Raw genomic sequence first — 12,279 nt, 5'->3', positions numbered from 1 at the left:
GTTACCGTAAAGGTGATGTGATTACGGGTATTGCAGACGCCGAACAAAATGGCAGTAAAGTCTTCCATGCAGGTACAGCGAGTCAGGGTGATAATGTCGTCACGGCTGGCGGTCGCGTGTTATGTGTCACGGCACTGGGCAATACTGTGGCTGAAGCGCAAAAATCAGCGTATGACGCATTGAGTCATATTAAGTGGGATGATGCGTATTTCCGTACTGATATCGCTTATCGCGCTGTGGCACGTGAGCAAGGCTAAACTCACGGTTTGAGAATGTAAAAAAGGGGTTACTGGTTAACCCCTTTTTATTGAGTGAAATCAGGGTATGCAATCAATGTGGTCTGACTAGGGGCGAGAACATGACAAATACTTGGCGATTACGAGAAGCGGTAAAAACACTGAATGCAGGTGGCGTTATCGGCTACCCGACAGAGGCTGTGTTTGGTGTGGGGTGCGACCCTTGGGATGAAGAAGCCTTATTACGTTTATTAGAATTGAAGCAGCGCCCCTTGCATAAAGGTCTTATTCTGATTGCTGCTGATTTTAATCAGTTACAAGATTTTATTCAGCCCATTGAAGCTTCAGTGTTAGCTGAGTTGAATAAAACCTGGCCCGGTCCGGTCACCTGGTTATTGCCTGTTCGTGAAGAAGTCTCGATGTTACTGACAGGTTTGCATGACACCATTGCCGTGCGTGTCACAGCGCATCCACAAACGCGCGCTTTATGTGAGGCTTTTGGTGGGGCGATAGTCTCGACCAGTGCCAATATAAACGGATTACGACCAGCGATGAATGTGCATCAGGTGCGTTGGCAGTTACCTGAATTGGATTATGTTTTGCCCGGCAGCTTGGGTGGCGCCAAAAAACCAAGCCAAATCAGAGACGCACGAACAGGAGAAATTTTACGATGAGTACCCCCGATATTAATGCCGTTCGTGAGTATCTACTTCGTCTACAAGAAATTATATGCAAAGAACTTGAATTAATAGATGGTGGAGCCACGTTTGAAATTGATGACTGGAAACGTGAAACGGGCGGTGGTGGTCGCACACGAGTTTTAAGCAATGGTGCGGTATTTGAGCAGGGTGGTGTCAATTTTTCTGAAGTGAGTGGTGATAATTTACCGGCTTCAGCCACGGCCAGCCGTCCAGAGTTAGCGGGTCGAAGCTTTCGAGCAATGGGCGTGTCGCTGGTGATTCATCCACATAATCCTTATGTGCCGACATCACATGCCAATGTCCGCTTTTTTATCGCAGAAAAAGAAGGCGAAGAGCCTATTTGGTGGTTTGGTGGTGGCTATGATTTAACACCTTATTACGGCAATGAAGAGGATGTGATTCACTGGCATACAACGGCTAAAGCCGCGTGTGATCCATTTGGTGATGATGTTTATGCACGCTTTAAATCATGGTGTGATGAGTATTTTTACCTGAAACATCGTGATGAGTGCCGTGGCGTCGGTGGTTTGTTTTTTGATGATTTGAATGAGTGGGGCTTTGATCGCTGTTTTGCATTTATGCAATCGGTTGGTGACAGCTATATCAAAGCTTACGCACCCATTGTACAAAAACGAAAAGACACAGAATTTGGTGAGCGCGAACGTGATTTTCAACTCTATCGTCGTGGTCGTTATGTTGAGTTTAATCTGGTGTATGACCGCGGCACATTATTTGGATTGCAGTCGGGTGGTCGTACTGAATCGATTTTGATGTCGCTACCACCACTGGTGAAGTGGCGTTATCACTGGATTCCGGAAGCCGGATCAGCAGAAGCCCGTTTATACACGGACTTTCTGCCGCCGCGCGATTGGATTTAAGACTCGCCGGATAAGGCGGCGAGCTGATCCGCCTGATATTCGTTGATCAGTGGTTCGATGACTTGTTCCAGTTCACCTTCCATGATTTCAACCAGTTTGTATAAGGTTAAGTTGATGCGGTGATCGGTCACACGTCCCTGAGGATAATTGTATGTACGAATTCGTTCACTTCGGTCACCTGAACCCACCAGTGATTTACGCGTTTGTGCTTCTTCAGCCGCTTGTTTTTCTACCTGCGCAGCCATGATGCGTGCTTGTAAAACAGACATCGCTTTAGCACGGTTTTTATGCTGTGAACGCTCTTCCTGACATTCGACGACGATACCGGTTGGAATGTGAGTGATACGTACCGCAGAATCAGTGGTGTTAACGTGCTGACCACCGGCACCCTGAGAGCGGTAAGTATCGACTTTTAAATCCGCTGGATTGATATCGACTTCATCAATCTCATCGGCTTCTGGGAGAATAGCGACAGTACAAGCCGAGGTGTGAATACGGCCTTGTGATTCCGTTTCCGGAACCCGTTGCACACGGTGAGCACCTGATTCGAACTTCAGGCGTGAATACGCGCCTTCACCGACAATGCGACAGATGACTTCCTTATAGCCGCCGTGCTCGCCTTCTTGAGCATTAATGACTTCAACTTTCCAGCGACGAGATTCAGCATATTTTGTGTACATGCGGAATAAATCGCCAGAGAAAATGGCTGCTTCATCACCACCCGTTCCGGCACGAATTTCCAGATAGATGTTACGTTGATCATTTGGATCTTTAGGCAGTAATAACTTTTGCAGAGTGAGTTCGAGTTCTTCGAGCTTCTCTTCTGCCGTATTAATTTCGTCTTTTGCCATTTCGCGCATTTCAGCATCGTCTTCATCCAGCATCAGCTTGGCATCTTCCAATGCGTCGATTGTGCGGCGATAAGCATTAAAGTTGCTGACAACAGGCTCTAATTGCGCATATTCCTGTGACAGTGACCGGAACTTATTTTGATCGGCCATGGTGTCAGGATCAGCGAGCAAACCACTAATTTCTTCATGACGATCAACGAGGGATTCTAGTTTATGTTTGATCGAATCTTTCACTTGGGATCCTTGATATTAAACAGACGCCGCGCTGCATTGAGTAACTGTCCTTCTTCATCAAATCCGGATTGACGGAGTTGGCGACTCGGTTCATGTAGTAAGCGGTTGGTCAGTGTACGAGCGAGTTCAGTCATGGCCTGTTCAGCAGGCATGCCTTGCTCAAGTTGTTTTATTGCTCTTTCTAGTGAATGCTTACTTATCTCTTCAGCATTGTCACGTATGGCTCTAATTACAGGGACGGCATCTTGAGTTCTTAGCCATGCCTGAAAATGATCCACTTGTGTGTCGATAATTTCTTCCGCCTGTAAGGCTGCATCACGACGAGACTGTAAATTCTCTTCGATGATTTCTTTTAAATCATCAACACAATAAAGGTATATATCTTCTAATAATCCGACTTCCGCTTCAATATCCCGTGGTACGGCGATATCGACCATGAAGATGGGTTTACGTTTACGGACTTTTAAAGCCCTTTCTACAGCCCCTTTACCCAGAATAGGTAGCTGGCTGGCCGTGGAGCTCACCACAATATCCGCTTCAGCCAGATGTGCAGGAAGTTCACTCAGACTAATCGCATATCCATCCACCTGTGTGGCGAGATTGTGCGCGCGTTCAATCGTACGGTTTGCAATGATGATGCGTTTGATACCGTTATCGTAAAGATGACGCGCGACCAGCTCGATGGTCTCACCTGCACCTATTAATAAAGCAGTGGAGTCAGCCAGTTCACTGAAAATTTGTTTGGCCAGACTGACTGCCGCAAAGGCAACCGAGACCGGGCTGTTACCGATAGCGGTATCGGTTCGGACTTGTTTAGCGACAGCAAACGCGTGTTGGAATAAACGACCTAATGATTTGCCCAGAGTGTTGGCATTGAGTGATTGACTGTAAGCGTCTTTTAATTGACCGAGTATTTGTGGTTCGCCCAGCACCATGGAATCTAATCCACAGGCGACTCGCATCAGGTGTCTAATCGCATCGGCTTGTTGGTAATGATAAAGGTATGGGGTGATGGCACCCTCTTCCTGTTGATGATAGTCATGCAACCAAGCGAGGATCTGGTTGTCAGACTCTCCATCGATACAACAATAGATTTCAGTACGATTGCAGGTCGACAGAATAACGACTTCAAGTATGGAATCATCTTCATGTAAATTGGATAAAGCTGCTGGAAGCATGCTCGCATCAAACGCAAAAAGCTCACGGATATGAACCGGAGCAGTATTGTGGTTGATGCCATAGGTGACAAGATGCATATTAAGAAAAAGTCGTTATTAAATGCTGTTAAACTTTACAGCCATTATTACAATCGTCTGTTATTTAGTGAAAACAATTCGCCATTCTATCAAAATCAAACGTTCAGGTCGTTTTAATATGGATTCAACGAAATCATTCATGATGAATGTAGGGCAACGTACTACATATTTTGCTCTGATCGGACTTACCTCTCTTATGACTGCCTGTGCTGCAACCCCCGCACAGCAAACTCAAGCCACAGTTGATGAGACGCAAAAAGTCGTTAAGGCTGCTCCCGAAGTAAAAGAGGAGAAAAAGCCGGAAGTGACTATGCCAATGTCACCTGAACTGATGTACTACATCCTTACTGCGGAAGTGGCGGGACAGCGTGGTGAAGTGGGTGCGGCGGTTGAGCTTTATGAACGTGCTGCGGATATGGTCAAGTCACCAAAACTGGCGAGCAGAAGTGCACAAGTCGCCACCTTATCCAGAAACGAAGAAAGAATTAGTCATGCATTAGATCGCTGGTTGGAAGTCGATCCTAACAATGCTGATGTTTATATGATGCGCGCGCCATTTCTGATGATGCAGAAAGATTATGACGGCGCAGTTCAGGCCATCAATAAAGCACTGTCACTCGCGCCGGAAAATCAAAAAGTGTATCTAGTCAGAGCGACAGAGAACCTGGCGGAAGTAGCGCCACCGGAAGAAGCGCTTGCCTCGCTGCAGAAGTTAGACCTTTATCAACAAGGCCATCCAGATGCGCATTATGCCTATGCACGTTTAGCTTTTTTCTATCAGCAGTATCCGATTACATTGGCTGAAATTGATCCTTTGTTAAAAACTGACCCTGATAATGAAAGTTATCTTGTACTGAAAGCCGACACCTTACAGCGTTTAGGACAAACCAAAGACGGTATCAAACTGCTGGCCAAACCTGCAGCAAAAGAGGATGCCAGTGATGAACTACGTTTTACGTATGGCAAATTATTAGGTGATGACGGTCAACTGGATAAAGCACGTACTATCTTTGAATCGATTCAGGCAGATAATCCTGAAAACCGTGATGTGTTGTTTGCGCTTGGATTGCTCGCGCTGGAAGAGAAAGATGGCGAGAAAGCAAAGTCATATTTCAGTGATTTACTGCAACTCGGCGACCCGACGAATCAAGCCGCTTATTTCATGGGCATTGCTGAAGAATTAAATGCCAATGTGGATGCTGCGCTGGTCTGGTTTGCCTCTGTACCTGTGCAAAGTAGCCGTTTTGATTTGGCGCAGACACATTACATCAACCTATTATTGGGGCGGGATGATATTGAAAAAGCACGTGAGCATCTGGCCCAGTTGAGACAACAGTTACCGAAGAAAGCACTGCAATACTATTTATTTGAAGCCAGCTTATTGCGCGATCATGATATGAAGCAGGAGGCGTTTGATTTATTAACAAAAGCCATCAAGCACTACCCGAAAAATGAAGATGCTTTATATAGTCGGGCCATGATTGCTGAGTCACTGGATAAGTTAGATGTGTTGGAAGCTGATCTAAAACAAATTCTGGCCAACGATCCCAACAATTCTCAAGCATTAAACGCGTTGGGTTATACCTTAACCGATCGTACCGATCGTCATCAGGAAGCATTAAAGTTGATTCAACGTGCTTTAGAACTCAAACCAGGTGATCCTTTTTACTTGGATAGCTTGGGCTGGGTCTATTACCGACTAGGCGACTTAGCGAAAGCAGAAAAATATCTGCGAGAAGCCACTGAAGCTAACCCTGACCCTGAGTTTATTGCACATCTAGGTGAAGTGCTGTGGCAACGTGGTAAAAAAAGAGAAGCCAAAGACATCTGGGATAAAGGTTTATTGCAGGATCCTGACAATAAACTTCTGATTGAAACGATGCGCAGGTTTGGCCAATGAGATTAGTTTGGTTAGCCGGACTGAGTCTATTACTCACTGCCTGCGCGCCATTATGGCAACCGAAAACGACAGAGTCGCCAGAGCAACGATGGCAAATGCAGCAGACAGAAATAGCCTCACTGAAAGACTGGCGTTTTAGAGGCCGTACTGCCATCACACAGGGGCGTGAAGGCTGGAATGCAGGCATTAGCTGGCAACAACAAGGTGAAGATTTCGATATCAAACTCTCCGGTCCTTTCTCTCAAGGTGGGGCAGAGTTAGTTGGGGATGATGAACAAGTCACATTGACGCTGGACAATGGTGAGCAATATTCCGCACAAACGCCCGAGCAGTTATTAGCCAAAACCTTAGGCTGGCTGTTACCCGTCAGTGCATTACGGGACTGGGTGAGAGGAGTGCCATATGAAGAGGTGGCGGTTGATGAGTATGAGCTGGATGAAAACGGACGCTTAAAAACCTTACAGCAAGCCGGTTGGCAGATTGAATATCTGCGTTATGTACCTTTTGATGGCATGGTTGTGCCGGCCAAAATTTTTATCAAACACCCGGATTTGAATATTAGATTAATCATTGCTGACTGGAGTCGACCTGAGTGAAAGCATGGCCAGCGCCGGCAAAATTAAACTTATTTTTGCACATCACCGGACGAAGAGAGGATGGTTACCATAACCTCCAGACCGCTTTTCAGTTTCTGGACTATGGCGATAGTTTGTTTTTTGATATCAACCGTTCTGGGCAAGTAAATCTCAAAACAGCTTTTGATGAAGTAGCAGACGAAGATAATCTGATTGTCAAAGCTGCAAAGTTACTTAAGCCTTTTACAGATAGTGAGCAGGGTGTGGATATTTCCATCACCAAACGATTGCCAATGGGTGGTGGATTGGGTGGCGGAAGTTCTAATGCGGCAACCACCTTAGTCGCTCTCAATCAACTTTGGCAGTGTGGTTTATCACAGCAAAAATTAGCGCAGATTGGACTCAATTTAGGGGCCGATGTTCCTATTTTTATCGCGGGACATGCTGCCTGGGCTGAAGGTGTCGGTGAAGACTTAACGCCAATATCCCTGGTAGAACCTTGGTTTGCAGTGATTTTTCCAGATTGTCATGTGTCTACGGCAGAAATATTTTCATCAGTGGAATTGACACGGGACTGCGAACCTATCACAATACCGCGCTTCCTTTCTGGGGAAGGCAGAAACGTCTGCGAAGCGGTAGTCGTCAAACACTATCCAGCAGTTGCAAATGCACTAGAATGGTTGGCACAATACGCGCCTCCAAGAATGACTGGTACAGGAGCATGTGTTTTCGCTGATTTTCGAAGTCAGCAACAAGCACAAGACGTGATAGATAAACTGCCTTCACACTGGCAGGGTTTTGTGGCAAAAGGCTGTAATCAGTCGCCACTCACTGCAAGAACACTGGCAGAAAAATAAGCCAGATGTGACAGCAAGATGATAGAATGAGTTTTGTCAGTTGGGGTATCGCCAAGCGGTAAGGCACTGGGTTTTGATCCCAGCATTCCCAGGTTCGAATCCTGGTACCCCAGCCACTCTTTTGTTTTTTTGATAGAAAACTCGGCGCCTCTACCGTGACACAAAACCGACTTCTCCAGTTACAACAACGAACAGCCGACAGCCGCATGATGGTATTTACTGGTAATGCCAATCGTAAGCTGGCTCAAAGCATCGCCAATTTCCTTAATATTTCCCTTGGTAAAGCCACTGTGGAAAAATTCAGTGATGGCGAAATCATGGTTGAAATCCTTGATAACGTACGTGGTAAAGACGTCTTTATCGTTCAACCTACCTGTATGCCAACCAATGACCATTTGATGGAACTGATGGTGATGACCGACGCTATTCGTCGTGCATCAGCAAAGCGTATTACCTTGGTTGTGCCTTATTTTGGTTATTCTCGACAAGATCGCCGTCCTCGCTCAGCACGTGTTGCTATCACGGCAAAAGTCGTGGCGAATATGCTGACTGGCGTAGGAGCTGACCGAGTCTTAACTGTCGATTTACACGCCGACCAAATCCAGGGCTTTTTTGATTGTCCTGTTGATAATGTCTACGCTTCACCTGTCTTACTGGGTGATATCTGGAAACACAAATACCAGGACTTAGTCGTGGTTTCACCTGATGTGGGTGGTGTGGTTAGAGCGCGTGCCTTAGCAAAACATCTTGGTGTTGAGTTAGCTATTATCGACAAACGTCGTCCGCGTGCTAATGAAGCCAAAGTCATGAATATTATTGGTGATGTCGATGGACGTGTCTGCGTGTTAATTGATGACATGGTGGATACGGCTGGAACATTATGCGCGGCCTCTGCAGCATTGAAAGAACATGGCGCTACTCGCGTGGTTGCCTATTCCACACATCCTGTTTTATCGGGCCCTGCTATAAAAAATATCAGCAATTCGGTACTCGATGAACTGGTCGTGACCGATACCATTCCGTTGCAACCACATGCACAGGAATGTGAAAAAATTCGCGTGTTAAGCATCGCTGAGATGCTGGCAGAAGCGATGTACAGAATTAGTAACGAGGAGTCTGTTAGCTCCTTGTATATGGATTAGTCAGCTTCGGCTGACTTCTACGTGCCGAACCTGGTCGCGGGGGAGGCTTACGCCGCTTGAATAGCGGCATTTTTGATGGGCAAAAGTCCATTGTTTTTGGAGAAAAAAATGGAAAACTTATTTGAAGTACAAGCTGAAGCGCGTACTGATGAGGGGAAAGGTGCGAGCCGCCGCCTTCGTCATGCGGGTAAAGTACCAGCTGTTGTTTATGGCGCTGAAAAAGAGCCAGTTTCGATCGCTTTAGATCATAACCAATTCATTCGTCATTTAGCTGAAGAAGCATTTTATGCACACATTCTGACGCTGAACATTGGCAAGAAAAAAGAGCAAGTTGTATTAAAAGACCTGCAACGTCACCCTGCCAATGACAACAAAATCATTCACGCTGACTTCCTGCGTGTTGATGCGAAACATGAAATGACAATGACTGTACCTCTTCACTTCATTGGTGAAGAAAAAGCAGCAGGCGTAAAAGCCGGTGGTGTTGTTTCACACGTGATGACTGAGGTTGAAATTGCTTGTTTACCAGCTGATCTGCCTGAGTACATCGAAGTGGATATCAGCAAGCTGGAATTAGATGAAGCGATTCACTTATCAGAAATCGTTCTACCTAAAGGTGTGAGCTTACCTGCACTGTCACATGGTCAGGAAGAGCACCTTGAAGAAGGTGAACGTTCTGCTTATGACCAAGCAGTCGTTAACATTCATATGCCTCGCGTACATACAGTGGATGATGAAGCTGAAGACGCAGAAGGTGATGAAGAAGCAACTGAAGAGTAATCTTTAGATGGGGAGCTGGATCATCGCCGGTTTAGGTAATCCCGGCTCCCAGTATGAAGGAACCCGACATAATGTCGGGTTCTGGCTATTGGACCAGCTTGCTCGTGATCTCGGTGTGAACTTTACTGTTCAAAACCGATATCACGGGGAGCTGGTTCAATGCTCTCTGGATGGTCATAAAGTGTATTTGCTAAAACCGCTGACATTTATGAATAGAAGCGGTCAGTCTGTCGCGCCATTAGCCAATTTTTTCAAAATTCCATTAGAGAATGTTCTCGTCATACACGATGAATTAGATTTGGCGCCCGGCACCGTTAAATTAAAACGTGATGGTGGCCATGGCGGACACAACGGGCTCAGAGATATTATTGCTCAGACGGGTGGCAAGCAATTCCTGCGCTGTCGTTTGGGGATAGGGCATCCTGGACATAGCAAACTGGTTTCTGATTATGTACTCAGCAAACCTTCTCCGACCGATCGTCAACAGATCGAGCAAGCCATCGATAATGTTTTACGTATTTTGCCAGAGGTGTTATCCGGAAATATGGATAAGGCTATGAACTGGCTACATTCACAATAGGATTTCTCATGGGATTTAAGTGCGGTATCGTCGGTTTACCTAATGTTGGCAAATCAACCTTGTTTAATGCATTGACTGAAGCCGGTATCGATGCGCAGAACTATCCTTTTTGTACCATTGAACCGAATGTTGGCATCGTCCCAGTCCCTGACCCTCGAATGGATAAGCTGGCTGCGATTGTCAGTCCTGAACGGGTTTTGCCAACCACCATGGAATTCGTTGATATTGCCGGTCTGGTGGCGGGTGCATCAAAAGGCGAAGGTTTAGGTAATAAATTCCTCGCCAATATCCGTGAAACGGATGCGATTGCCCACGTGGTACGTTGTTTTGAAGATGACAATATCGTCCATGTATCTGGCAAAGTCTCACCACTGGATGATATCGAAGTAATTAACACTGAATTAGCCTTGGCTGATTTAGAAAGTGTTGAGAAAGCCATCACTAAAACCACACGTGACGCAAAAAGTGGCGATAAAACGGCGAAAGCAAGATTAGAGTTACTCACACAAATGCGTGAGGAGTTAGATGGTGGTAAACCTGTCCGCGCTATGGGCTTGGATAAAGATCAACTAGCCTTGATTCGTGACTTACACCTGCTGACGATCAAACCGACCATGTATATCGCTAACGTCTCTGAAGATGGGTTTGAAAATAATCCGGCATTGGATGCGGTGAAACAATTGGCAGAACAAGAAAGCGCCAATGTAGTGGTTATCTGTGCGGCGATTGAGTCAGAAATTGCTGGACTGGAAGACGATGAAAAAGTCGAGTTCTTAAGTGAAATCGGACAAGACGAGCCTGGCCTGAATCGTGTCATCCGTGCCGGATATGAATTGCTTGGTTTGCATACATATTTTACTGCGGGTGTAAAAGAAGTTCGTGCCTGGACAGTGAAAGTTGGCGCGACAGCACCAGAAGGCGCTGGCGTTATTCATACTGACTTCCAGAAAGGTTTTATCCGTGCTGAAGTTATTAGTTATGATGACTTTGTGCAATTCAACGGAGAGCAAGGCGCTAAAGATGCAGGTAAATGGCGTCTGGAAGGGAAAGAGTATGTCATCAAAGACGGTGATGTCATGCATTTCCGCTTCAACGTTTAGCGTTCTGAGCTATGATGTCGTGAATTGTTGTTCACTTTTTAAAGGCAAGCCATGAAGACGGCATCACTCTCGTTTCTTTTATCAATGTTGACTGTTGGCTATATGCCCATGGTCATTGCCGATGATAAGTTAAATCAATGCTTGCTCACCCAATTAGCTACTGCTGATGATAGCATGCTGGTTGGCGATATCAGACAGTTTTGTGAATCAAGTATCACTCAACAAGCACTCGAAGAAGCCTCACCTAAACCTGAGCCTGTTGATATCAAAGTGACAGAATCGGGTGTAGAGACAGAAGATAAGTCTGCGATCACTCGCCGTTTGTTTTTGGAAAAGAAAGAAGCCAAAAATCCGTTTGTATTATTACCCCACAAGCCAAATTACATTATTTTAAGTAATAATATGGCGTCGCCGAATGAAGCGCCTTTTGAAACCGCTTATCCGGGTGACAATATTCACTTACAACCCTGGGAAACCAAGTTTCAAATCAGTTTGAAACTACCTGTTGCCTATGACCTATTCAATGGTCGGGCAGATGCCTATGTGGCCTATACCAATCGCTCATTCTGGCAACAGTTTAATAAAAACAGCTCATCGCCTTTCCGTGAATCAGATCATGAACCAGAAGCTTGGCTATCGTTTAAAACAAATTATGAATTATTCGGTATAAAAAACTCGCTTATTCGGACGGGTGTTGTGCACCAGTCAAACGGTCAGGCAGGTACGCTGTCACGTAGCTGGAATCGGGTCTATACCGACTTTGTGTTTGAGCACAATGACTGGTATTACTCATTCAAACCATGGTGGCGTATTCCGGATAGCAGTAGTGATGATGACAATCCTGATATCGAAGAATATATGGGTAACTTTGAATTTGGCGCTGTATATAAAATGGATAACCACAGCTTTGATATTTTGCTGCGGAATAACCTCAATTTTGATGATAACTATGGTGCCGTTCAATTGGGCTGGAGTTTCCCGCTTACCGACCGCGTAAAGGGGTATGTGCAATGGTTTAATGGCTATGGTGAAAGCCTGATTGACTATGACGCACACTCCAATAGCATTGGTTTTGGTATCCAGCTGAGTGACTGGTTATAAATATGATCTTTTCACTTGAAACTTAAGCATTTATATCGTATTATTTCGCGCTTCATATGGCTATATAGCTCAGCTGGTTAGAGCACAT

Annotated in this window: 13 protein-coding genes and 1 tRNA gene; 12 read left to right on the top strand and 2 right to left on the bottom strand. The window is 45.6% G+C overall.

What is annotated here, in order from left to right:
* The 3 genes from B4K20_RS10405 to hemF form a co-directional block, all read left to right on the top strand.
* On the top strand, nucleotides 1-257 hold a 257-nt coding region (locus B4K20_RS10405), incomplete at its 5' end, for a phosphoribosylglycinamide synthetase C domain-containing protein (RefSeq protein WP_289282834.1).
* A 101-nt stretch (nucleotides 258-358) separates the two neighbouring features.
* Nucleotides 359-910, top strand: a complete 552-nt coding sequence (locus B4K20_RS10400; RefSeq protein WP_289282833.1) for a Sua5/YciO/YrdC/YwlC family protein — start codon at nucleotides 359-361, stop codon at nucleotides 908-910.
* Nucleotides 907-1,815: an oxygen-dependent coproporphyrinogen oxidase gene (hemF, locus tag B4K20_RS10395; RefSeq protein WP_289282832.1), complete on the top strand. Its 909-nt coding sequence runs from the start codon at nucleotides 907-909 to the stop codon at nucleotides 1,813-1,815. Before B4K20_RS10400 ends, hemF begins: the two co-directional genes overlap by 4 nt.
* On the opposite strand, the gene prfA is transcribed toward hemF, so the two are convergent.
* The gene (gene prfA / locus B4K20_RS10390; protein ID WP_286305812.1) at nucleotides 1,812-2,900 is read right to left on the bottom strand and encodes a peptide chain release factor 1; all 1,089 of its coding nucleotides are present in this window, start codon (nucleotides 2,898-2,900) and stop codon (nucleotides 1,812-1,814) included. The genes hemF and prfA overlap by 4 nt on opposite strands.
* A complete protein-coding gene (hemA, locus tag B4K20_RS10385) occupies nucleotides 2,897-4,156 on the bottom strand; it encodes a glutamyl-tRNA reductase (protein ID WP_289282831.1) in 1,260 nt (419 codons plus the stop codon). Before hemA ends, prfA begins: the two co-directional genes overlap by 4 nt.
* 22 nt (nucleotides 4,157-4,178) lie before the next feature.
* Here hemA and B4K20_RS10380 point away from each other — a divergent pair, with 22 nt between their 5' ends.
* The 9 genes from B4K20_RS10380 to B4K20_RS10340 all read left to right on the top strand — a co-directional run bounded on the left by B4K20_RS10380 (nucleotide 4,179) and on the right by B4K20_RS10340 (nucleotide 12,191).
* A complete protein-coding gene (locus B4K20_RS10380) occupies nucleotides 4,179-6,056 on the top strand; it encodes a tetratricopeptide repeat protein (RefSeq protein ID WP_289282830.1) in 1,878 nt (625 codons plus the stop codon).
* Complete coding sequence (gene lolB, locus B4K20_RS10375) at nucleotides 6,053-6,652, top strand: lipoprotein insertase outer membrane protein LolB (protein WP_289282829.1); 600 nt, start codon at nucleotides 6,053-6,055, stop codon at nucleotides 6,650-6,652. The genes B4K20_RS10380 and lolB overlap by 4 nt, the downstream gene beginning before the upstream one ends.
* Nucleotides 6,649-7,488, top strand: a complete 840-nt coding sequence (ispE, locus tag B4K20_RS10370) for a 4-(cytidine 5'-diphospho)-2-C-methyl-D-erythritol kinase (protein ID WP_289282828.1) — start codon at nucleotides 6,649-6,651, stop codon at nucleotides 7,486-7,488. The genes lolB and ispE overlap by 4 nt, the downstream gene beginning before the upstream one ends.
* A 41-nt stretch (nucleotides 7,489-7,529) precedes the next feature.
* Nucleotides 7,530-7,604 (top strand) — tRNA-Gln (locus tag B4K20_RS10365).
* Nucleotides 7,605-7,694: 90 nt separating this feature from the next.
* Nucleotides 7,695-8,630 carry a ribose-phosphate diphosphokinase gene (locus B4K20_RS10360; RefSeq protein WP_286306080.1) on the top strand — a complete coding sequence of 312 codons (936 nt, stop codon included), beginning with the start codon at nucleotides 7,695-7,697 and terminating at the stop codon, nucleotides 8,628-8,630.
* A gap of 108 nt (nucleotides 8,631-8,738) precedes the next feature.
* Complete coding sequence (locus B4K20_RS10355; protein WP_289282827.1) at nucleotides 8,739-9,410, top strand: 50S ribosomal protein L25/general stress protein Ctc; 672 nt, start codon at nucleotides 8,739-8,741, stop codon at nucleotides 9,408-9,410.
* A 7-nt stretch (nucleotides 9,411-9,417) separates the two neighbouring features.
* Entirely contained in the window at nucleotides 9,418-9,990 is a 573-nt protein-coding gene (gene pth / locus B4K20_RS10350; protein WP_286305806.1) for an aminoacyl-tRNA hydrolase, read from the top strand.
* An 8-nt stretch (nucleotides 9,991-9,998) separates the two neighbouring features.
* Complete coding sequence (gene ychF, locus B4K20_RS10345) at nucleotides 9,999-11,090, top strand: redox-regulated ATPase YchF (RefSeq protein WP_286305805.1); 1,092 nt, start codon at nucleotides 9,999-10,001, stop codon at nucleotides 11,088-11,090.
* Between the two features lie 51 nt (nucleotides 11,091-11,141).
* Nucleotides 11,142-12,191 carry a phospholipase A gene (locus tag B4K20_RS10340; protein ID WP_289282826.1) on the top strand — a complete coding sequence of 350 codons (1,050 nt, stop codon included), beginning with the start codon at nucleotides 11,142-11,144 and terminating at the stop codon, nucleotides 12,189-12,191.
* Nucleotides 12,192-12,279: the final 88 nt, after the last annotated feature.

Source organism: Methylophaga sp. UBA5088 (genome assembly GCF_002414625.1).
In the GTDB taxonomy this organism is placed as follows: domain Bacteria; phylum Pseudomonadota; class Gammaproteobacteria; order Nitrosococcales; family Methylophagaceae; genus Methylophaga; species Methylophaga marina.
The sequence above is the reverse complement of the archived record's forward strand: the minus strand, read 5'-3'. Positions and strand labels throughout refer to the sequence as shown.